Genomic DNA, 21,489 nt, shown 5'->3' with positions numbered 1-21,489 from the left:
ATGATTTTGCTATAGCTAAATCATCCTTTGTAATTCAAAAATAATAGTATAGTCTTATAATTATTAATTTATATGACAATACTATAATTGTAACGAAACTGTCACAAAAATTAATGTTTAATAAACTATTATAAAAATTGATAGAAAATTTAACTCAAATATCTTATAATATAAATATGTTTTAAAAGGTATTATTTATTTAAAAATATTTAGTTAAAAATTATGATGTGGAACATGAGGAGATAAGAATGGAAGTAGAAGCGATAAACACAGAATTAGTTGAAAATATTAAATTGAGAGAAAGCCAATTATTTATAAAAAGAATTATAGATATAGTATTATCTTTAATTGGTATAATTGTTTTGTCCCCATTCTTGTTAGTGATTGTACTAGCAATAAGATTAGAATCAAAAGGTTCAGCAGTATTTAAACAAAAAAGGGTAGGTAAAGATGATAAACTTTTTACAATATATAAATTTAGGACAATGATTCAAGGTGCAGATAAAAAGCAAGTTTTAAATATTGACCCTGATAAAGTCGGTGAGTTTATATTTCAAACAGCTAATGATAGCAGAATAACAAAGGTCGGTGCTTTCTTACGAACAACTAGTTTGGATGAATTACCACAACTTTTTAATGTTTTAATTGGGAATATGAGTATAGTTGGTCCTAGACCAGAAATACCAGAAGTTGTTAATTATTACCCTGAAAAATATAAACAAAGATTGAAGGTTTTACCAGGAATCACAGGACTTGCGCAGATTAGTGGTAGAGGCGAAATTGAATTAGAGAAAACTATATATTATGATTTAACTTATATAAAGGAGTTTTCTGTAGTTAATGATTTGAAGATAATGTGGAAAACATTTGAAATTGTTATAAAAAAAGAAGGAGCAATGTAAGAGGCAGATGCCTCTTTTTTGTTGCATAATATTTCTTACTTAGAGAAAAATAATAATGAGGAGTGATGTTATGCAATTTTATGATGTAATAAACAAAAGAATAAGTGTGAAGAAATTTAAAAATACAAAGGTAGAAGATGAAAAGCTTGATCGCATGATTAAAGCAGCTATGGCTGCACCTACTTGGAAGAATAAAAGCGCATTTAAATTTATATTAGTAGATGAAAAAAATGTAAAAGATCAAATTTCTAATTGTGTAATTAATAAAACTAACGAAGCGGCTAATTCCATAAGAGAAGCTCCACTTATAGCTGTAATTGCTTCCGATAAAGAAGAATCGGGTGAGGTAGATGGGAAAGCCATGTATCTTGTAGATAGCGCTATTGCTATGGAACACTTCATACTAGCAGCAGAAAATGAGGGTTATGGAACTTGTTGGATAGCAGATTTAGATGAAAAGAGCATAAAAAGTATTCTTAACATTCCACAAAAATATAAAGTTGTTGCAATGACACCTGTAGGTGAAGCTTTAGAAGAAAAAGAACATTATCCTATGAAAAACATTGGAGAATATTTTTTTAAAAATGAATTTCACAAACCTTATTATTTAAATTGAAAAACTACATTTCAAGAAAATACAGCAAAATTCAAATTTAAATTTTCAAAAGTGTGTTGACAAATATATGAATATATTATACAATTGTATAAATATTAAAAATCAAGCCTTTGATTGGAAGAAGTACTTATTGTGACGTTTATAGCGAGTCGACGGTGGTGCAAGGTCGATAACATAATCATTAAGGAATGGGTCCATGAGGTGTAGGGTGAAATTAAAGTAGCCTGTTCCGTGTCCTCACGTTATAGAGGTAAGATATCGAGTTTATACTCCGTATCTGAATAGAGATTAGATTTATATATAGGTGGTATAGCGAAATATGGCATTTCGTCCTAAAGGACGAGATGCCTTTTATATTTTTACTAATACAAACTTATTTAGATATAAATTTAAAATTGGGTGGTACCGTGAAGACCATTTCGCCCCAACATATGGGTGAAGTGGTCTTTTTTGCGTTGATATATAAGAAAAAGGGGGCTATTAAATTGAAAGAAAGTATTTTAGTAACGTACAGCGAAGAGTTAAATGGGGATAAGGAGACTCCAATAACTTTATATGAAAAATATGTTGGAGAGGATATTGGATTTTTACTTGAAACTTATGATATAGAACATGGTCGATATTCATTTATTGGTAAAAACCCTAGCACTATATTGAAAATGGATAATCAAGATGAAGTTATTGTGAAAGATGGTGAGAAGAAAGCAGTAATAAAAGGTAAAGCTCTTTCAATATTAAGAGAATACATGAAAAATTTTAAGGTTAAAAATACAAGTTCATTACCATTTATAGGCGGAGCTGTTGGTACCGTTGGATATGATGTTATTCGGCAATATGAAAATCTTCCTAATTTAACAGAAGAGAAAATGGATATTCCTCTTATGGAAATGATGATAACAAAAGAAATGATAGTTTTCGATCATCATTTTAACAAAATAATTCTTTTAGTAATTGAAGATGAAAATATAGAAGGAAAAGAGAAAGCACAAATTAAGTTAAAAACAATGAAAGAAATAGTATTACATGGTAAAAATTTATTAAAGAATGTTTATTTTGATAGAAAGCAATTAAATACGGAAACATTGAGCAATACAACAAAAAATGAGTACAAAGAAATGGTTGAAAAAGCTAAAAAGTATATTTTTGAAGGAGATATATTTCAAGTTGTTTTATCACAAAAATGGGAAAAAGAAATTATGGAACATCCTTTTACTATTTATAGAAAGTTACGAAGTGTTAATCCATCACCATATCTTTATTATTTGAATTACGGAGAATATCAAGTTGTAGGAAGTTCTCCAGAAATGCTTGTTAAGCTACAGGATAATAGAATATACACATGTCCTATCGCAGGAACAAGAAAAAGGGGGAAAACAACCAAGGAAGACAAGGAACTTGCAATAGAATTGTTAAATGATGAAAAAGAAAAAGCTGAACATGCAATGCTAGTAGATTTAGCTAGAAATGATACAGGAAGAGTTAGCACAATAGGAACAGTTGAAGTAACTCAGTTTATGGAAGTGAAAAATTATTCACATGTTATGCATATTGTTTCTTTAGTTGAAGGAGATAAAATGCAAAATAAAGATGCCTATGATATTCTTGGAAGATTTATTCCAGCAGGAACACTTTCAGGTGCACCTAAAATTAGAGCTATGGAAATAATTGAAGAGCTTGAAAAGGAAAGAAGAGGAGTTTATGGAGGTGCTGTTGGATATTTTGGATTTGACGGAAATATGGATACTTGCATAGCTATTAGAACAATGATAATTAAAAATGGTATAGCGTATATGCAGGCAGGAGCAGGAATTGTAGCAGATTCAATTCCAGAGAAAGAATTTGAAGAAACAGAAAATAAAATCAAAGCATTGATGAGCGTTTTGGAGGTGTAATAATGGTATTACTAATAGATAATTATGATTCATTTACATATAATTTATTTCAATATATAGGAGAATACGATGATGTAGAAATTGTTAGAAATGATAAAATAACGATTGATAAAGTTAGGAAAATGAACCCTGACAAAATAGTAATATCTCCCGGTCCTGGTACTCCTGATGATGCTGGAAATTGTATAGAAATAATAAAAAATTTTTATAAGGAGAAACCTATACTTGGAATATGTTTAGGGCATCAATGTATAGTAAGAGCTTTCGATGGTGAGGTAGGTTACGCAAAGGAACTTTTTCACGGTAAAACTAGTAATATAACGCATAATTCATCAGGTATATTAGAGGACGTACCTAATCCAACGAAAGTTGCAAGATATCATTCTTTAGCTGCAAAAGAAGAAACTTTACCAAAAGAATTAATTATTTCAGCGAGAACTGAAGATGATGAAATAATGGCAATTGAACATAAAGAATATTCTTTGTTTGGATTTCAATTTCACCCAGAATCAATTTTCACGATAGAAGGTAAAACAATGATTAAGAATTTTATGGAGATATAATATTGGTGAGGTAATAAGTGAATATTTACGGTTATTTATATTTATAAAAAAGGGGAGAAAAATAATGATAAAAGATGCAATGGAAAAGTTATTAAAAAAAGAAAATTTAACTATTGATGAAATGATGATGTCAATGGATGAAATTATGAATGGTGAGATTTCTGACATTGTTATCTCTAGTTTTTTAACAGCACTAAAAATCAAAGGTGAAACTATTGAAGAGATTACAGGCGGAGCTATGAGTCTTAGAGGGAAAATGGATAAGATAGAATTAGACAATTGCAAAACTATAGATACCTGTGGAACCGGTGGAGATAAATCAGGTACATTCAATATATCTACTGCATCAGCTTTTATTTGCGCTGCAGCAGGGTGCATGGTTGTAAAACACGGTAATAGATCTGTTTCAAGTAAAAGCGGAAGTGCTGATGTTCTTGAGAAACTAGGGGTAAAAATAGATTTAAAAAAAGATGAAGTAAAAGAATGTATTGAAAACGAAAAAATCGGGTTTTTATTTGCACCAGTTTTTCATAAAGCTATGAAAAATGTTGTGAAGACAAGAAAAGAACTAGGATACAGGACAATCTTTAATATTTTAGGACCTCTAGCTAATCCTGCTGAAGCTGATTTTCAAGTGTTGGGCGTATTTGATCCTAAATTGACAGATATTATGGCAAATGTACTAAATAATTTAGGTGTAAAAAGAGCGCTTGTAGTATATGGTATGGACGGTATAGATGAAATTTCACTTAGTGATGAAACGAAAATTACAGAATTGAATCAAGGTAATATAAGAACATATTTTGTGAAACCTGAAGATTTTGGATTAAATAGATGCAACAAGGATGAACTAGAAGGAGGTTATGCTGAGGAGAATGCAGAAATTATAAAGAGACTATTGAAGGGAGAAAAAGGACCAAAGAGAGATATTTTACTATTAAATAGTGGAGCTGCCTTATATGCATATGGTAAGGTTAACTCTATAAGAGATGGAATAGATATGGCTAGGCATATAATAGACGGTGGAAAAGCTTTTGAAAAATTAGAAAGTTTCGCTGAATATACAAGGAGGTTCTAATGATTCTAGACAAAATTGTAAAGAAAAAAATAGAAACTTTAAATAGTACAAAATTTCCATTGATAGATGAATTTTTAATGGAAATAGATAATTTAGATGCTGTACCAAGTTTTTATAAAGCACTTAGCAAAGAAGGGCTATCTATTATAGGTGAAGTAAAAAAGGCATCTCCGTCTAAGGGACTTATAAATGCATTTAATGAACCTGAAATTTTTGCAAAACAATACAATGATGCCGTTGATGCTATTTCGGTTTTGACGGAAGAACATTTTTTTCTAGGTAGCCCAGAGTATTTAAGGCGTGTTAAAGAAGTAACTACAATACCTCTATTAAGAAAAGATTTTATTATAGATGAAAATCAAATATATGAAGGAAGAATTCTTGGTGCTAGTAGTATATTGCTAATTGCCTCAATTTTAGAGGAGAATAGATTAAAAAAGTTTCTAAAAATTGCAAGAGATATTGGACTTGAACCTTTAGTAGAAGTTCATAAAGAAGAAGAGGTTTATAAAGCACTTAATTCTGGGGCAAGAATAATTGGAATTAATAATAGAAATTTAGAGGATTTCACTGTTGATTTAAATACTACAATGGAATTAAGAAAGCTTATTCCAAAAGATATTATAGTAGTTAGTGAAAGTGGAATAGATAAAAAAGAAGATATAGCTCTATTAAAACAAGGAGATATTGATGCTGTTCTTGTAGGGGAAAGCTTTATGAGGTGTAATAGTATTTTTGAAAAAGCAAAGGAGTTCAAAGAAATTTATGGTAACTAAGATAAAAATATGCGGACTTAAAACTGAAAGAGATATTGAAATTATTAATAAGTATGATGTTGATTATATTGGCTTTGTATTTGCAGAAAGTAAAAGAAAAGTGACTAAAGAAAAAGCTAAAGATATGGTATCGAAGTTAAGAAAAGATATAAAGGCAGTAGGTGTTTTTGTAAATTCCACAAAAGAAGAAATAAATGAAGTTGTTGATTTTTGTGGTTTAGATATTATTCAGCTTCATGGCAAAGAAACTACTGAATTTTCAAGTTGTTTTGATATTCCTGTTTGGAAGGCATTTTCTATTAAGGATAAAGCTTCTCTTATAGAAATAGGTAAATATCATGAAATCAATGGGTATTTATTAGATGGGCTTAATCCAGGTTCAGGTAAAAGTTTTGATTGGAATATTATAAATGGATTTTCAAAAGATCACTTTACTATATTAGCAGGCGGATTAAATTCTATTAATGTTAAGACTGGAATCGAGTTAGTTAAGCCAGCTGTAGTTGATGTAAGTTCTGGTGTTGAAGTTGAGGGAATTAAAAATGAAGAGAAAATAATTGAATTTATTAGGAAGGTGAAAAGATATGGAGAACAATAGAAAATTTGGAGAATTTGGTGGACAGTACGTTCCAGAAACAGTAATGACTGCGTTAAAAGAGTTAGAAGAAGGATTTATAAAATATTGTAAAGACGATAAATTTAAAGAAGAGTATATGTACTATTTAAATGAATATGTTGGTAGACCTTCTCCCTTATACTACGCTGAAAGTATGACAAAAGCTTTAGGTGGTGCAAAAATATATTTAAAAAGAGAAGATTTAAATCATACAGGAGCACACAAAATTAATAATGTTATAGGTCAATTACTGCTTGCAAAAAAAATGGGTAAAAAGAAAGTTATAGCCGAAACTGGTGCCGGTCAACATGGTGTTGCTACAGCTACAGGAGCAGCTTTGTTTAATATGGAATGTACAATTTTGATGGGTGAAGAAGATATGGAAAGGCAGAAGCTTAATGTTTTTAAAATGAGACTTTTAGGTGCAGAAGTTAAGGGAGTTACGTCAGGTACAAGAACTTTAAAGGACGCAACAAATGAAGCTATTAAAGAATGGGTACGATGTGTTGAAGATACTTTTTATGTTATTGGCTCTGTTGTAGGTCCTCATCCTTATCCATCAATGGTAAGAGAATATCAGAAGATTATTGGTGAAGAGGCTAGAGAGCAGATTTTAAAAAAGGAGAATAGATTACCTGATAAGATAGTGGCTTGTGTTGGTGGTGGAAGTAATTCTATGGGGATATTTGCTCCTTTTATCGATGATAAAGAAGTAGAACTTATAGGGGTGGAAGCAGCTGGATTAGGCATTGAAACTGGCAGTCATGGAGCAGCTATGCAAGAAGGAACTACAGGTATATTGCATGGTATGAAGACTCTACTTTTAGTGGATGATAACGGCCAAATCATACCTGCATATTCAATATCAGCTGGATTAGATTATCCTGGGGTTGGACCTGAACATGCTTATTTGCAAGCAATAAAAAGAGCAAAATATGAAGCAGTAAAAGATGATGAAGCGATAGAAGGTTTTCATTTTTTATGTAGACAAGAAGGTATAATTCCAGCACTTGAAAGCTCCCATGCCATAGCTTATGCAATGAAAATCGCACCTGATATGAAGAAAGATGAAATTCTAGTAATTAATTTATCAGGACGTGGAGATAAAGATGTACATACAATAGCAAAATATTTAGGAGAAAAGGATATGGAGGTATAAGGATGAATAGAATAGATGAAAAATTTATAAAATTAAAAGAAGAAAATAAGAAAGCTTTAATTACCTTTCTAACAGCAGGACACCCAACTATAGATAAAACCGAGAGGCTAATATATGCTCTTGAAAAAGCTGGCTCAGATATTATAGAAGTTGGTATTCCTTTTTCAGATCCTTTAGCTGATGGACCTGTTATTCAAAAGGCTTCACAGCACGCAATTGATAATGGAATAACTCTGCGGGCAATATTTGATTGTATAGAAAGGGTTAGAGAAAATTCAGATATTCCTTTGTTATTTCTAGTATATTATAATTCTATATTTTCTTATGGAATAGAGAAATTTATAAGTAAATGTACGGATATAGGAATTGATGGCCTTATTATTCCAGATTTACCTTTAGAAGAACAAGATGAAATAATGCCATATATTGCAAATAGTGATATTGCTCTTATTCCCTTTGCAACCCCAACATCAGGAGAGAGAGTAAAAGATACAACTAAGAATATGAAGGGATTTGTATATTGCGTATCTTCTTTGGGAGTTACAGGTATGAAGGATAGTTTTTATAATAATATTCAGGAATACTTAGAAAAAGTCAGGAAACATACAGATATGCCATTAGCTATTGGATTTGGGATTAAATCAAAAGAGGATATTAAAAGATTTGAACCTTTAGTTGATGCAGTTATAGTAGGAACAGCTATAGTAAAGTGCATTGAAGAGAGTAATGGAGATACTGAAAAAGTAATAGAGTTCGTTAAGAAATTAAGATAATTAATTTTAAAAAGATGTAATAAAGATTTTGAGAGAATAATAAAGAATCGATGTTCAATGTAAAATTGGCATTGATTCTTACTTTTTATATGTATAAGTTTTTTATATGTTGACTTTCTTTGATGTTAAAATTAGAATATATAAGATGGGGGTGGATGTATGCAAAAGAAATTAGAAATACATAATTATATGGATGAATTATATTCAGCAAACCCTATTCCAGGAGGAGGAAGTGCGGCTGCACTAACAGCAACTACAGCAGCTTCTCTTTGCGGAATGGTTTTTAGTTTAACTATTAACAAAAAAGCTTTTAGTAATTTAACTCCTGAGATTAAAAATAGATTTATTAAAAATAATGAAAGTTTAATTAAATTAAAAGATGAAATTTTAATTTTTATGGACAAAGATGGTGAAGCTTTTATGAGCTTAATGAATGCATTTAAGTTACCAAAGACATCTTATGAAGAATTAGAAAGAAGAAAAGAAGCTATTCAAAAAGGTTATGAAGAAGCTCTTCAAGTACCTCTTGAATTAATAGAAAAGATAATTAGGATATATGATTACATTTTTCTAGCAGCAGAGCATGGTAATAAAAATGTAATATCAGATGCAGGTGCAGCGTGTATATTGTTGCATAGTGCAATTGAAACATCCCTTTTAAATATTAGAATTAATTTAAATGGAATAAAGGATGAAGTATATTTAACAAAAATAAAAAATACAATTGAAGAATTTAAGCAGAAAAATGATTTGAAGAAAATTGAGATATCCAATTTAATTGATGAATTTTTATAAACTTAAAACTGGAGAATAAAATGTACAATGATTTTGAAATAGCTTTAGATGAAATTGATATATTATTAAAACAACCTATACATACAACTTTTAAGATTGTTGGAATTAAAAATATACTTAAAAAATACAATTTTGATGGTAATAAGAAACTATCGGAAATATATTTAAACGCAAAGGAAAATAAGAAAAAGAATGGGATAGTTTATACTCCCATTGAAATTGCAACTTTTATGGTTGAAGAAATTATTACTGCTGTTGATATTGTGAAAAATCCTTTTATTAAAGTACTTGACCCAGCTTGTGGCTGCGGTAATATCCTAATCCCAGTATTTAATCATTTAAGAAAAATATTCATGGAAAATCTTTTAGATATTAATAGCAATAATAAAATGGACTTACATGTAGAAGAGATTAATGAACATATATTAAGAAATAATTTGTATGGGTTTGATATTGATGCTATTCCATTAAAAATATTAAGGGTAGATTTATTTCTTTTAACTGGCGAAATTATTAATGATAACTTGTTATTAGGAGATTTTCTCTTAGATGATTATGAAAAAAAATTTGATATAATTGTTGGGAATCCTCCATATATTGGTCATAAATCTGTTGATAAAGAGTATCATAATAGCCTAAAGAAAGAATATAAGAATATTTTTAAAGGTAAATCTGATATTTTATATTGTTTTTTTCAAAAAGCTATACAGATTTTAAGTAAAGGAGGAAAACTCTGCTTCATTACTTCTAGATATTTTATGGAATCACAGAGTGGAGAAGGATTAAGAACTATACTTAAAGAATATTGTTCTATATACAAAATAGTAGATTTTTATGGTATCAGGCCCTTTAAAAATACAGGAATAGATCCTGTTATTTTGTTCATTGAGAATAAAATGGATTCTACTAATGCAATCCAAATACTAAAGCCAAAAAAAATTGATAAAATTGGAAGAAAGGCATTTTATGAGTCTTTATTTTATGGAAACAAAGAAGATATTAAATCTTTTTATATAAATAAGAATTTGCTTAATAACAAAAGATGGATTTTAAGAGATGAAGCAGAAAGAGAAATAATAAGAAAAATTGAGGAAAAAAGCTTTACAACACTGGGTAATATATGTAAAAGTTATCAAGGTATAATAACTGGTTGTGATAAAGCATTTATTGTTACAAAAGAAGAAATTGAAATGTATAATTTAGAAAAAGAAGTTTTGAAACCTTGGATAAAAAGTAGTGATATTAACAAATTTGGAGTAAATACATCTAATAAGTATATTATTTATTCTGATAAAATAAAAGATATTGATGAATTCCCTAATTGTATTAATTACATAAAAAAACAAAAGATAAAATTGATAGAAAGAAGAGAATGCAAACGAGGAGTAAGACAATGGTACGAGCTACAATGGGGTAGAAAAGAAGAAATATTCGACAAAAGCAAGATGATTTTCCCTTATAAATCTAATAGTAATAGATTTGCATTAGATAAAGGAAAATGTTTTTCAGCAGATGTATATGCACTTGAATTAATAGACAATGTACCTTTTTCTTATGATTATTTGTTATTCTTATTGAATAGTAAGGTATATGAATATTATTTCATGAGTTTTGCCAAAAAATTAGGAGATAATTATTTTGAGTATTATCCTAATAATCTTTTGAAACTTTGTATTCCAAGTATGGATAAAATAGATATTAGTAATTTTAATGAAGAATTAATTTATGAATTCTTTAATTTAGAAGATAAAGAAATTGATATAATAAATTCTTATTTTGAATAAAAACCCAAAGCTTTTATTAAAAGCTTTGGGTTTTTGTATATAATAAGAAAAAATGGACATAATCAAAATAATTGGAGAAATAATTATTAACAAAAGAAGGAAATAAAAGAATTATATAGAAATACTTATTATAAAGCTTTTAGGGGGTATAGGATGTTTTTGAAATATGAGTATAAAGGAAGGAATTTGATAATTCACTTAAATGGTGAATTAGATCATCATAGTTCAGAGGATATTAGGAATAAGTTTGATGATATTATAGAGAGTAAAGCCTTTAATAACATTATAATTGATTTTTCAAAAGTAACATTCATGGATAGTTCAGGGATTGGAGTTATAATAGGAAGATATAAAAAACTCTTGAACAAAAAAGAAAAAATGTGTGTTATTAATGCTAAAGGTTCTGTAAAAAGAGTGTTTGAATTATCTGGTATGTTTAAAATAATTCCACTTTACAAAAATCTAGAAGAAGCATTAAATTATCTTTAGCGGGGGGTAAAAATGGATAAGAATAGAATGAAATTAGAGTTTGATAGTTTATCACAAAACGAAAGTTTTGCAAGAGTTGCTGTAGCAGCATTTATTTCTCAGTTAGACCCGACTATTGAAGAACTTACTGATGTTAAAACAGCTGTTTCAGAGGCAGTGACAAATTCAATTATTCATGGATATGAAAGTAAATATGGAGAAATTGCAATTGAAGTTGCAATATCTAAAAATGAAGCTGAGATTTCAATTATAGACAAGGGTAAGGGCATCAAGGATATTGAACAAGCTATGAAGCCTTTATATACTTCAAGGGCAGACTTAGAAAGGTCTGGGATGGGTTTTACAGTTATGGAATCATTTATGGACGAACTTGAAGTGGTTTCAAATATAGAAAATGGAACTACAATAAAGATGAAAAAGATTTTTGAATCAGTAGAGGTTGGAGGAGAAGACTAAGAGAGGAGGATTTAGCTTGATAGATGAGTAAAAAAAATTATGATAATAATATTGAATTAATTATTAAAGCTCAAGATGGCGATGAGGAAGCTTTGTCTAAAGTGGTAGAACAAAATATGCCATTAGTCACAGCTCTTAGTAGAAAGTTTCTAAATAGAGGATATGAATACGATGATATATTCCAGATTGGATCAATAGGTTTAATAAAGGCTATAAACAATTTTAATACAGAATTTAATGTTAAATTTTCTACTTATGCGGTTCCTATGATATTGGGAGAAATTAAAAGATTTATTAGAGATGATGGATATATAAAGGTAAGTAGAAGTATAAAATATACTGCTAAGAAAATTCATTTTGAAAAAGAAAAATTAGAGAAAAAATTATGTAGGGAACCACGAATCGAAGAATTAGCTGAGTATATGGGAATAAATAAAGAGGATATAATATTTGCTCAAGAAGCTGTTACTACTCCAGAATATTTGTATGAAACTATTCATCAAGATGATGGAGCGCCTATTTATTTAATGGATAAAATAAAATCAGAAGAAGATGCTTTTAGTATTATTGACAAAATTGCTTTGAAAGATGCTTTAGCTACTTTAGATAAAAGATCTAGACAAATAGTGATATTAAGATATATTAAAGATATTACTCAAGTTCAGGTTGCAAAGATGCTTGGTATAAGTCAAGTACAAGTGTCAAGAATAGAGAAAAGAGTTTTAAAAATGATTAGAAAATCCATGGAAGAGTAGAATTATTAATAATTCTATTCTTTTTTTGTTTAAAAAATGATTATATGCAAATAATAAATTTGTAATAAATAGGAGGTGACAAAAATGATTTCTAAAGAAGAAACAAAAATAAAAAATAAATTTGGTGAAATTTCAAAACAAGATACTCCTAATTCAAAACTTATTAAAAATATAGTATGGGCATTTTGTGTAGGCGGTATTATTTGTGATGTAGGTCAATTTTTTTTAAATTTTTACACTAGAATTGGATTAAATCAACAGGATGCTGGTACAAGTGTAGCCATAACGATGATATTGATAGGAGCCCTTTTAACAGGGATAGGAATTTACGATAAAATCGGTGATTATGCCGGAGCGGGTTCCGTTGTACCTATAACAGGATTTGCAAACTCTATAGTATCACCAGCTATGGAATTCAAAAAAGAAGGGTTTGTTTTTGGTGTCGGTGCTAAAATGTTTGCAATCGCTGGTCCTGTATTGGTATATGGTATTGGTTCTTCAGTCATAGTAGGATTGATATACTATGTGTTTTCATATTTAATTTAAGTAGATAAGTTTATGGAGTGATTATAAAATGAATAAAAGGATTGGAAAGCAAACGTTATTATTGAATTCATTGCCAAAAATTATAGCAACTACAAGTATAGTAGGTCCAAAAGAAGGAAATGGACCTTTAAAAGAATATTTTGATATTATTTTAGATGATGATTTAAATGGGCAGAAAACTTTTGAAAAAGCAGAAAGTTCTATGTTAATTAGAGCTATTAACGAGACAATATTAAAAGGTAGAGTGAGTTCTGATGATGTAAATTATATTTTCTCTGGTGATTTGCTTAATCAGTTGACAGCTACTAATTTTGCCGTACGAGAGACAAACATTCCTTTTATTGGATTATATGGTGCTTGTTCTACTATGGCAGAATCAATTAGTCTAGCCTCTATTTTTATAGATGGAGGATACGCAAACTATACAATGGCCGCAACTTCATCTCATTTTTCATCAGCAGAAAGACAATTTAGGTTGCCATTAGAAATGGGAAGTCAAAGAGCACCTTATTCTCAGTGGACTGTTACAGGTGCGGGGTCTATGCTATTTGCAAAAGAAGGTGAATATCCTTATGTCAAATATGTTACCTTAGGCAAAATAAAAGACTATGGAATCCAGGATACCAGCAATATGGGAGCGGCTATGGCACCGGCAGCAGTAGATACAATTAATCAACATTTTATAGATACTGGTAGAAAACCGGCAGATTATGATTTGATTGCTACAGGCGATTTAGGGGCAGTAGGAAGAAAAATAACTTATGATCTTTTAAATGAATATGGATATGATTTAGGCAAGGGTTATATTGATTGTGGAGAAGAAATATTTGATTGCAACAGACAAAAAACTAATGCAGGAGGAAGTGGCTGTGGCTGCTCAGCAGTTGTAAGTTGCGGTTTAATATATAAAAAGTTGTTAGAAAAAAAACTCAAAAAAGTTCTATTGGTTTCTACAGGAGCATTGATGAGTACAACTTCTTCTTTGCAAGGAGAGTCAATTCCTGGTATTGCTCATGCCATAAGTATAGAGTTTGGAGGTGAAGAAAATTAGTGATTATATAATGGCTTTTTTGATAGGCGGAACGATTTGTGCGATAGGACAAATATTAATAGATAAAACCAGTTTGACACCTGCAAGAATTCTTGTTCTTTTTGTTACTTTAGGTGTTATATTAGGAGCACTTGGTATATATGATGTTGTTGTAGAATATGGAAAAGCTGGGGCGACAGTACCATTGCCGGGGTTTGGATATAATTTAGCTAAATCAGTTATGAAAGAAGTGGATGAGGCAGGCTTTATAGGTGCATTTACAGGTGGAATAAAGGGTGCAGCAGGAGGTATAAGTGCTGCTATTGTATTTGGATACACAATGGCATTAGTTTTTAATCCTAAGTCAAAAGGGTGATGAAAGTGATAGAAAAGAGGAAAGTCATAGTAGTTACAGATGGTGATAGAATAGCAAAAAAAGCTGTAGAAAAAGCATCCATGAATAATAACTGTAGGTGCATTTCAGCTTCTGCAGGAAATCCAACTAAGATTGATTATAATCTTTTGATTAAGTACATACAGAAAACACCATATGGCCCTGTAGTGGTTATGTTAGATGATAGGGGACATACAGGGAAGGGAAAAGGTGAAGTTATTCTCGAGAAACTATTAAAGAGTAAAGAAGTTGATGTAATAGGACTAGTAGCAGTAGCTTCTAATACAGAAAGGGCAAAAGGAATAGAAGTTGATTGCTCTATTGATAAATTTAAGACTAATATAAGTACTGCAGTAGATAAACACGGCAATGGGAAATTCTCTAAAATATTAATGGGAGATACTATAAATACAATAAAGAAAAATAAAGATTTGTTTGTAGTAGGTATAGGTGATCCAGGTAAAATGGATGGGTTTGATTATATTGAATATGGCTGCCCAGTGCTATCGAAGGCAATTGCAAAAATAATAATGCACAATTAGAAATAAGTAAACCCGACAATGAATTGTCGGGTTTACGTGCTGTTTAAATAATTATTGTATAATTTAAAAGGTTAGCTAGTTTTGACCATTTTGCTGTTGATTTCCTTGAGTAGTATCTCCATTAGGAGTTTCAGGTTCTGGTGCAGGGTTAGCAGGTGTTTCAGATGTACCTTCAGTAGGAGGTTGTTCATCTCCTGTTTGATCTTCGCCTGGTTCTCCTTCTCCAGGTTCTGGTTCAGGTTCTGGTGGTGGTGTATCATCTAGTTCAGTTGGTAATACATACTCTTGGTCACCTAATGTTACTGTAGGTTCATAATCTCTAGTTATGAATACTTTCTTTACTAATAATTCAGGAGGAGTAAATTCTGTAGCAAGTAGATTGTTTTCAGAGTTTACTTCTGCTTCTACATGTATATCATCTTCTTTGTTTGGAACGGTACCAGCTATAAACATTTCTGAATATACCAAACTTCCTCTTGGATCTTGGTAGGATAACTCAGATGGAAGTAAGCCTGACACTCCATCTATTTTAGCATATACAACACCGTCTGGTCTTTCTAATGTTATGTTTTCAAGTCCTTCGTTGGCATAGTTCATTATTGCGCCCCATAATTTAGCGGAATGACTACTATATATTTTCTTTTCATCGGGGTTATCTATCCAGACAGCACCTGAATAATATGGTGTTAAACCACAAAACCATAAATTTTTATTGTTTGTTGAAGTCCCTGTTTTACCTCTAATAGCTACCTTTTGTTTATAGGTGCTCCAAATTCCAGAGGCTGTTCCTCCAGATTGTGTTGGCCCTTTCAATAAATCATACATTATATATGCTGTTTGAGGTGAAATTACTTCTTCAGTTACAACTTTAGTTTCAAGAAGAACTTTACCCTCACTATTTACAACTTTAGTATAAAGTCTTGGTTCGGTATATTTTCCTTCATTTCCGAAAGTTCCAAATGCATTAGCCATTTCGTAAGTGTTAGAACCCCAAGTTTGTTGACCTAATGCAAGTGGAGCAAGTGCTTCATCTGATGGGTCAAGGGTTAATCCAAATTTCTTAGAATATTCAAAAGCAGTACTAATACCCACTTGATCTACTATTTTTGCTGCCACTACATTAATCGAATATTTAAGTGCATTTCTTAAAGTAACATAGCCTTTATATTTTCTATTATCATTTTGTGGCCAAGATGTATCGTTCCCTTTACCATATTTACTAGTAACTGATACAGTAAGAGGGGAATCTTCTATTACTGTTCCAGCTGTAAACATTTTTGTATCGATAGCAGGGGCATAAACAGTAAGTGGTTTAATACTTGAGCCTGTTGGTACTTGAGCATCATAAGCTCTGTTGTATGGGTCTGGACCATAATCAAAACGGCCACCTACCATAGCTTTAACTTCACCTGTATGATAATCTACAAGTGTAGCAGAAGCTTGTGGTTGCATATTTCCATCCTTATCTACATACGTGTCAACAGGATAGTATTTAGGGTCATTTAATATTTCTTTAGTTTTTTCTTGAAGATCTCTATTCATTGAACTATAGATTTTTAAATTTCCATTAACTAGCATATTATCTGCTTCATCTTTTGTAAGATTGTATTGTTCCATTAAATCTTTTTCTACTTGATCTACAAGCGGACGAGAATACCATTCATAGTTAAATACTTCTTCAAAGGTTGAAGAGCTTGTTATGATTTTGTTTCCAAGTGAACTTTCAATGTCTATACCTAAAACCATATAGTTATATTCTTCATTTGTTAAGAAACCATCTTCATAAATGTCAGCTAAAATACATTCTTCATCATATTTTATTTTTAACATACTTAAAGTCATGCGTGATGCATCAGCAGTAAAGATTGTATCAGTAGAAATACTGTCTAATTTACTTTTTAAGTATTCAATAAATTCATTTTTATTCATATATTGTTTATCTGTATTTTGGAATATTTTAGTAATATTCTGTGCTGTATCATCATTTTTTAATTTTAATTCTGATAAAGCTAAATTGTAGTTTTCTTCCGTTAATATGTTTTTGCTATATAAAGTAGGCAAATCTTCTGTCATTACTATATTTGATAGTAATTGATTTTCTAAATAATCTACAAGAGTGTCTTCAGATATTAATTTATCAACATCCTCTTGTAAAATAGTTCCCGCTTCAATTAGAAATCTAGAAGTATCTTTTGATAGTATTACTACAGACTCTTTTTTATATAGTTTTGAAACATTGGAATCATAAATATTTCTAATGTTTATTGATGATTCGGGATTTTCAGGATCACTTTTATAATCCATCAAATATAGATTAACTAAATTTTCATCTACAAGGTCAGGATTAAAATCTGATTCTGTAACGGCTTTAGTGTAATATTCTTCAGTTATAAAGCCTTCATTGTATAGTCTGTAAAGATTTCTAGTTAAATTACTATTATTAAGTTCTTCTAATAATTCTGAATATTGAGTTTCTGAAATAGCACCAGTTTTTTTCATAGCTGCAAGAACAGTTTTTGTTCTAGTTATGTATTGAGGTTCTGACTCAGTATCACTCGCAATAGGATACATTTTTTTCTTTGCAGAAAGTGAGTATGGGTAATATACAGATGGACTTTGCGTTATACCAGCTATGAAAGCACTTTCAAGAGTATCCAATTCTAGTGCAGTTTTATGAAAATATTGAAATGATGCTGCTTCAACGCCGATAGCTTTTCCACCACAATAAATAGTGTTCAAATAAGTCGCTAATATTTCATCTTTGTCTAATTGTTGGTCTAATTGATAAGCTAAGTAAATTTCTTGGAATTTTCGTTGTACTTTTTCAGAAAATGTATCACCGGGATCTAGTAGGGTGTTTTTTAAAAGTTGTTGAGTGATTGTAGATGCGCCTTGTAGAGTCCCATCTTTATTTATAACTCCTAAAATATCTTGGTAAAAAGCACCTATAATTCTTTTTGGATCTATCCCATCATGTTCATAAAACCTTTCATCTTCAATGCTAACTATAGCATTTTTTAAGTCTTGTGACATTTTATCGATAGTTATTATTTTTCTTTCTTTCTCAGTTATAATTTTATCCATTTCGTCACCAGCATCATCTAAAATTATAGATGGTTGATCAGTATTAATTACTACGGACATATCTAAATCTGGAGCTGATTTTATCATTGCGATAGTTATTCCACCTGCAATAGCACCAGAAAATAGAATAATTAAAAGTATTGAAAGTAATATTAATTTTAGAGCCATAAAGCGCTTCTTCTTTTTGGGTTTTTGAACGGAATTATTTTCTGTTCCGTTTTGTCCTTTTTCAGACATAAAAAAGCCTCCTTAAATAAATTATATGTTTAAATTATACACTATTTTGTTCTATTTGATAATATATCTTATAAATGATATTAAAGGGTTAAAAAATAATTAAAATTATAAAAAATAAACAAATTGCTGTAGCAATCTGTTTATTCCCAATTAAAAACATAAGGTGCATTTCTGAAATAATCACCATAATTTAGTCCATAACCAACAACAAATACATCGTCAATTTCAAAACATCGATAATCTGGAGTTAAATCAGTTTGTCTTCTGGATGGTTTGTCAAGAAAAACACAAGTTTTAACAGAAGATGCCCCTAACTCTTTCACATGATTTTTAACAAAATTCATAGTAAAGCCTGTATCTATTATATCATCTACTATTAAAACGTTCCATCCTGCAATGTCATCTGCTATATCAGATATTACTTGTACTTCTCCAGAGGAAGTTTCGCTATGGCCATAGCTTGAAGTGGTCATAAAGCCTATTTTAATAGGAAGATCTATATTTCTCACAAGGTCAGCAGTATAAATAAAACTACCTCTAAGCAGTGATAATACATAGATTTTTTCTCCGTTATAATCTTTAGCTATTTTTTCACCTAAGATTTTAATTCTTGCTGTGATTTTTTCTTCAGATAATAGTATATTTCTTTTTTTGTTTTCCATACTAATCCCCCAAACCATAGATATTTACAATATCGCTTATATAGTATAGAATAAAATGAAAGTTGTCAAGTATATGGAATAGTTGACAATAAAATTAAAGATTAGAAAGAGGTTTTACTATGATATATGGAAATGTCGAAGGAATTAGAAAAACAATTATAAATAGACTAGAAGAACTTTACGAATATAAAATAGAAAAAGATGTATTAGTATCAGAAGAAGTGGTGGATTTAATTTGTGAAATTACTTCGATAATTGGCAGAGAAATTAGTATCGCTATTGATAGGCGTGGGAAAATAATTTTTGTAGCAATAGGTGATAGTAGTACAGTTGAACTTCCACAAATTGAATTGAAAGAAAAGAGACTGTCAGGTGTTAGAATAGTTCATACCCATCCAAATGGTATTCCTTATTTATCTGAAATGGATATTTCAGCTATGATGCAAATGAAATTAGATTGTATTGTAGCCGCTGCTGTAAAAGATAATAAATTTTATGCAGGGACAATAGGATTTTGCAAACTAAAAGATGGGGAAATAGTTCATGAAGAATATCCTAAACTAAGTAAGGATAAATTTTTGAATTTTAATTTCTTATATAAGGTAGAAGAAATACAAAAAGATTTTAATAGTACACTTATTGAAGAAAAAGAAATTGAAAAAGCAATTTTAGTTGGAATAGAAAACATGGAAAGCTTGGATGAATTAGAGGAATTAGGAAATGCTTGTGGTGTTAAAACACTTTTTAAGGTAATACAAAACAGGATTAAGATAGATAGTACTTTTTATATTGGTCAAGGTAAAGTGGCTGAAATAGCAGCACTTAGACAAAGGATTGGGGCTAACCTTATTATTTTTGATGATGAATTATCTTCTTCTCAATTAAGAAATCTTGAAATTTTTACAGGGACAAAAGTTATAGATAGAACATCTTTAATTCTTGAAATATTTGCAAGAAGAGCACAAAGTAGAGAAGCTAAGATTCAAGTTGAGCTTGCACAATTAAAATATAGATTGCCAAGATTATCTGGCATGGGAGATGTTTTATCAAGAACTGGTGCTGGAATAGGTACTAGAGGACCTGGTGAAAAGAAATTAGAAATTGATAAAAGACGTATAAGAGAAAGAGTATTTGATTTAAATAAACAGCTCATTAAGATAAAAAACGTAAGGGAAGTACAAAGAGGTAGACGAAATAAAGATAATATTCCTAAAGTATCCATAGTAGGATATACAAATGCTGGCAAATCAACTCTTAGAAACAAAATGGTTAAGCTGTATTCTAAAGATGAGGGTAATTTAGAAGGCAAAAGCGTATTTGAGGCAGATATGCTTTTTGCTACTCTTGACGTAACTACTAGAGGGATAAGACTAAATGATAACAGAGTAGTAACTTTAACTGATACCGTTGGATTTGTTCGTAAATTACCACATGATTTAGTTGAAGCGTTTAAATCTACTTTAGAAGAAGTTGTGTTTGCAGATTTACTGATTCACGTTGTAGATTCTTCATCAGAGAAAATATTAGAACAAATTGATACAGTTAATAAAGTGCTAGAAGAACTGGGAGTTAAGGACAAAAAAATTATTTTAGTTTTAAATAAAATTGATAAAGAAAAAAATGAAAAATTAGTTGGCCAGGTAGAAAGTCTGTATAGTAATTGTCCTATTTTAAAGATAAGCGCTATCAATGAATTGAATTTAGATATGATGATAGAACAAATAGAAAGAAATTTACCTAATAATTTAAAAAAAGTAAAATTTATGGTACCATATAGTAAACAGGCGATTGTTTCATCAATTCATAATAATGCTAATGTAGAAATTGAAGATTTTAAAGATAATGGGACAGAAATAGTGGCTTTTGTTGATAATGAGATTTATAATAAATATAATGAATACATTATTGAAGAAATGTAATAATTAGCATATTAGTGTGTGTGCTAATTATTGAAATTGTGGAAAGTCAAAATCTTGATCAACCTTAGGAGTTAATATGGATAGTAATTTAGAAGAATTAGCTAACAAACTAGAAAATATCAATATAATAAGGGAAGAACTTATAAAATTGAATTTAAATCCAGAGGGAAGGCTTTATTATGAAAATGATGTATTACCTCTATTAAAGGTAATTGAAATCCTGAGTTATTCTTCAGCCAATATTTCAAGGACTGCTTTGGATTTGAATTCAATTAACGTTTCTAAAAGTTCAAAGGTTAAAGATGCAGTAGAAATAATCTATGATTTGAATGATTTAGTTGAAGATGTGTTAGGACAACTAGAGAAAAAAGTACATACATTATTAGCTATTAGTTCAAATTGTTGTGATAAAAAATAATTT

At 30.0% G+C, this 21,489-nt stretch carries 22 protein-coding genes and 1 other annotated feature; of the genes, 20 read left to right on the top strand and 2 right to left on the bottom strand.

What is annotated here, in order from left to right; all coding sequences use genetic code 11:
- The first annotated feature begins 248 nt into the window (after positions 1–248).
- The 18 genes from ACVHXK_RS11050 to ACVHXK_RS10965 all read left to right on the top strand — a co-directional run bounded on the left by ACVHXK_RS11050 (position 249) and on the right by ACVHXK_RS10965 (position 15,166).
- Entirely contained in the window at positions 249–902 is a 654-nt protein-coding gene (locus ACVHXK_RS11050; RefSeq protein WP_461206450.1) for a sugar transferase, read from the top strand.
- Between the two features lie 70 nt (positions 903–972).
- Positions 973–1,518, top strand: a complete 546-nt coding sequence (locus ACVHXK_RS11045; protein ID WP_461206449.1) for a nitroreductase family protein — start codon at positions 973–975, stop codon at positions 1,516–1,518.
- A 101-nt stretch (positions 1,519–1,619) separates the two neighbouring features.
- Positions 1,620–1,948: a binding site (T-box leader), on the top strand.
- A gap of 55 nt (positions 1,949–2,003) precedes the next feature.
- Positions 2,004–3,410 carry an anthranilate synthase component I gene (gene trpE, locus ACVHXK_RS11040; RefSeq protein ID WP_461206448.1) on the top strand — a complete coding sequence of 469 codons (1,407 nt, stop codon included), beginning with the start codon at positions 2,004–2,006 and terminating at the stop codon, positions 3,408–3,410.
- A gap of 2 nt (positions 3,411–3,412) precedes the next feature.
- Positions 3,413–3,973, top strand: coding sequence for an anthranilate synthase component II (locus ACVHXK_RS11035; RefSeq protein ID WP_461206447.1), 561 nt, complete (start codon positions 3,413–3,415; stop codon positions 3,971–3,973).
- A gap of 64 nt (positions 3,974–4,037) precedes the next feature.
- Complete coding sequence (trpD, locus tag ACVHXK_RS11030) at positions 4,038–5,051, top strand: anthranilate phosphoribosyltransferase (RefSeq protein ID WP_461206446.1); 1,014 nt, start codon at positions 4,038–4,040, stop codon at positions 5,049–5,051.
- Positions 5,051–5,827 carry an indole-3-glycerol phosphate synthase TrpC gene (gene trpC / locus ACVHXK_RS11025; RefSeq protein WP_461206445.1) on the top strand — a complete coding sequence of 259 codons (777 nt, stop codon included), beginning with the start codon at positions 5,051–5,053 and terminating at the stop codon, positions 5,825–5,827. The genes trpD and trpC overlap by 1 nt, the downstream gene beginning before the upstream one ends.
- Positions 5,817–6,425, top strand: coding sequence for a phosphoribosylanthranilate isomerase (locus ACVHXK_RS11020; protein WP_461206444.1), 609 nt, complete (start codon positions 5,817–5,819; stop codon positions 6,423–6,425). Before trpC ends, ACVHXK_RS11020 begins: the two co-directional genes overlap by 11 nt.
- Positions 6,412–7,602 (top strand): tryptophan synthase subunit beta, encoded by a 1,191-nt coding sequence (trpB, locus tag ACVHXK_RS11015; RefSeq protein ID WP_461206443.1) that lies wholly within the window; start codon positions 6,412–6,414, stop codon positions 7,600–7,602. The genes ACVHXK_RS11020 and trpB overlap by 14 nt, the downstream gene beginning before the upstream one ends.
- Positions 7,603–7,604: 2 nt before the next feature.
- Positions 7,605–8,375 (top strand): tryptophan synthase subunit alpha, encoded by a 771-nt coding sequence (trpA, locus tag ACVHXK_RS11010; protein WP_461206442.1) that lies wholly within the window; start codon positions 7,605–7,607, stop codon positions 8,373–8,375.
- A 159-nt stretch (positions 8,376–8,534) separates the two neighbouring features.
- Complete coding sequence (locus ACVHXK_RS11005; RefSeq protein ID WP_461206441.1) at positions 8,535–9,170, top strand: cyclodeaminase/cyclohydrolase family protein; 636 nt, start codon at positions 8,535–8,537, stop codon at positions 9,168–9,170.
- A gap of 20 nt (positions 9,171–9,190) precedes the next feature.
- Complete coding sequence (locus tag ACVHXK_RS11000) at positions 9,191–10,954, top strand: Eco57I restriction-modification methylase domain-containing protein (protein ID WP_461206440.1); 1,764 nt, start codon at positions 9,191–9,193, stop codon at positions 10,952–10,954.
- 153 nt (positions 10,955–11,107) lie between these two features.
- Positions 11,108–11,443 carry an anti-sigma F factor antagonist gene (spoIIAA, locus tag ACVHXK_RS10995; RefSeq protein WP_461206439.1) on the top strand — a complete coding sequence of 112 codons (336 nt, stop codon included), beginning with the start codon at positions 11,108–11,110 and terminating at the stop codon, positions 11,441–11,443.
- Between the two features lie 12 nt (positions 11,444–11,455).
- Positions 11,456–11,899, top strand: a complete 444-nt coding sequence (gene spoIIAB / locus ACVHXK_RS10990) for an anti-sigma F factor (RefSeq protein WP_461206438.1) — start codon at positions 11,456–11,458, stop codon at positions 11,897–11,899.
- 23 nt (positions 11,900–11,922) lie between these two features.
- The gene (sigF, locus tag ACVHXK_RS10985) at positions 11,923–12,654 is read left to right on the top strand and encodes an RNA polymerase sporulation sigma factor SigF (RefSeq protein ID WP_461206437.1); all 732 of its coding nucleotides are present in this window, start codon (positions 11,923–11,925) and stop codon (positions 12,652–12,654) included.
- A gap of 87 nt (positions 12,655–12,741) precedes the next feature.
- The gene (spoVAC, locus tag ACVHXK_RS10980) at positions 12,742–13,200 is read left to right on the top strand and encodes a stage V sporulation protein AC (RefSeq protein WP_461206479.1); all 459 of its coding nucleotides are present in this window, start codon (positions 12,742–12,744) and stop codon (positions 13,198–13,200) included.
- Positions 13,201–13,228: 28 nt separating this feature from the next.
- On the top strand, positions 13,229–14,251 hold the full coding sequence (spoVAD, locus tag ACVHXK_RS10975; protein ID WP_461206436.1) for a stage V sporulation protein AD: 1,023 nt from the start codon (positions 13,229–13,231) through the stop codon (positions 14,249–14,251).
- Positions 14,247–14,606 carry a stage V sporulation protein AE gene (gene spoVAE, locus ACVHXK_RS10970; RefSeq protein WP_461206478.1) on the top strand — a complete coding sequence of 120 codons (360 nt, stop codon included), beginning with the start codon at positions 14,247–14,249 and terminating at the stop codon, positions 14,604–14,606. Before spoVAD ends, spoVAE begins: the two co-directional genes overlap by 5 nt.
- Positions 14,607–14,611: 5 nt before the next feature.
- Positions 14,612–15,166 (top strand): stage V sporulation protein AE, encoded by a 555-nt coding sequence (locus tag ACVHXK_RS10965; protein WP_461206435.1) that lies wholly within the window; start codon positions 14,612–14,614, stop codon positions 15,164–15,166.
- Positions 15,167–15,241: 75 nt separating this feature from the next.
- On the opposite strand, the gene ACVHXK_RS10960 is transcribed toward ACVHXK_RS10965, so the two are convergent.
- Positions 15,242–18,487 carry a transglycosylase domain-containing protein gene (locus ACVHXK_RS10960; RefSeq protein WP_461206434.1) on the bottom strand — a complete coding sequence of 1,082 codons (3,246 nt, stop codon included), beginning with the start codon at positions 18,485–18,487 and terminating at the stop codon, positions 15,242–15,244.
- Positions 18,488–18,627: 140 nt separating this feature from the next.
- Positions 18,628–19,149: a hypoxanthine phosphoribosyltransferase gene (gene hpt / locus ACVHXK_RS10955; protein ID WP_461206433.1), complete on the bottom strand. Its 522-nt coding sequence runs from the start codon at positions 19,147–19,149 to the stop codon at positions 18,628–18,630.
- Positions 19,150–19,268: 119 nt separating this feature from the next.
- On the opposite strand from hpt, the gene hflX reads away from it, so the two are divergent.
- Together hflX and ACVHXK_RS10945 are read left to right on the top strand one after the other, a co-directional pair.
- The gene (gene hflX, locus ACVHXK_RS10950; protein ID WP_461206432.1) at positions 19,269–21,068 is read left to right on the top strand and encodes a GTPase HflX; all 1,800 of its coding nucleotides are present in this window, start codon (positions 19,269–19,271) and stop codon (positions 21,066–21,068) included.
- A gap of 76 nt (positions 21,069–21,144) precedes the next feature.
- Entirely contained in the window at positions 21,145–21,486 is a 342-nt protein-coding gene (locus tag ACVHXK_RS10945) for a hypothetical protein (protein ID WP_461206431.1), read from the top strand.
- Positions 21,487–21,489: the final 3 nt, after the last annotated feature.

Source organism: Clostridium sp. DL1XJH146 (assembly GCF_054819755.1).
This window is presented reverse-complemented; position numbering and strand designations above follow the sequence as displayed.

Excerpts from the sequence above, each read along its gene's own strand:
- trpA (WP_461206442.1), top strand. The coding sequence starts at position 7,605 with ATGAATAGAATAGATGAAAAATTTATAAAATTAAAAGAAGAAAATAAG.
- ACVHXK_RS11035 (WP_461206447.1), top strand. The coding sequence starts at position 3,413 with ATGGTATTACTAATAGATAATTATGATTCATTTACATATAATTTATTT.
- trpC (WP_461206445.1), top strand. The coding sequence starts at position 5,051 with ATGATTCTAGACAAAATTGTAAAGAAAAAAATAGAAACTTTAAATAGT.
- spoVAD (WP_461206436.1), top strand. The coding sequence starts at position 13,229 with ATGAATAAAAGGATTGGAAAGCAAACGTTATTATTGAATTCATTGCCA.
- ACVHXK_RS11005 (WP_461206441.1), top strand. The coding sequence starts at position 8,535 with ATGCAAAAGAAATTAGAAATACATAATTATATGGATGAATTATATTCA.
- ACVHXK_RS11045 (WP_461206449.1), top strand. The coding sequence starts at position 973 with ATGCAATTTTATGATGTAATAAACAAAAGAATAAGTGTGAAGAAATTT.
- trpD (WP_461206446.1), top strand. The coding sequence starts at position 4,038 with ATGATAAAAGATGCAATGGAAAAGTTATTAAAAAAAGAAAATTTAACT.
- ACVHXK_RS11020 (WP_461206444.1), top strand. The coding sequence starts at position 5,817 with ATGGTAACTAAGATAAAAATATGCGGACTTAAAACTGAAAGAGATATT.
- hpt (WP_461206433.1), bottom strand. The coding sequence starts at position 19,149 with ATGGAAAACAAAAAAAGAAATATACTATTATCTGAAGAAAAAATCACA.
- sigF (WP_461206437.1), top strand. The coding sequence starts at position 11,923 with ATGAGTAAAAAAAATTATGATAATAATATTGAATTAATTATTAAAGCT.
- ACVHXK_RS10960 (WP_461206434.1), bottom strand. The coding sequence starts at position 18,487 with ATGTCTGAAAAAGGACAAAACGGAACAGAAAATAATTCCGTTCAAAAA.
- ACVHXK_RS11000 (WP_461206440.1), top strand. The coding sequence starts at position 9,191 with ATGTACAATGATTTTGAAATAGCTTTAGATGAAATTGATATATTATTA.
- hflX (WP_461206432.1), top strand. The coding sequence starts at position 19,269 with ATGATATATGGAAATGTCGAAGGAATTAGAAAAACAATTATAAATAGA.
- spoIIAA (WP_461206439.1), top strand. The coding sequence starts at position 11,108 with ATGTTTTTGAAATATGAGTATAAAGGAAGGAATTTGATAATTCACTTA.
- spoIIAB (WP_461206438.1), top strand. The coding sequence starts at position 11,456 with ATGGATAAGAATAGAATGAAATTAGAGTTTGATAGTTTATCACAAAAC.
- ACVHXK_RS10945 (WP_461206431.1), top strand. The coding sequence starts at position 21,145 with ATGGATAGTAATTTAGAAGAATTAGCTAACAAACTAGAAAATATCAAT.
- trpB (WP_461206443.1), top strand. The coding sequence starts at position 6,412 with ATGGAGAACAATAGAAAATTTGGAGAATTTGGTGGACAGTACGTTCCA.
- ACVHXK_RS11050 (WP_461206450.1), top strand. The coding sequence starts at position 249 with ATGGAAGTAGAAGCGATAAACACAGAATTAGTTGAAAATATTAAATTG.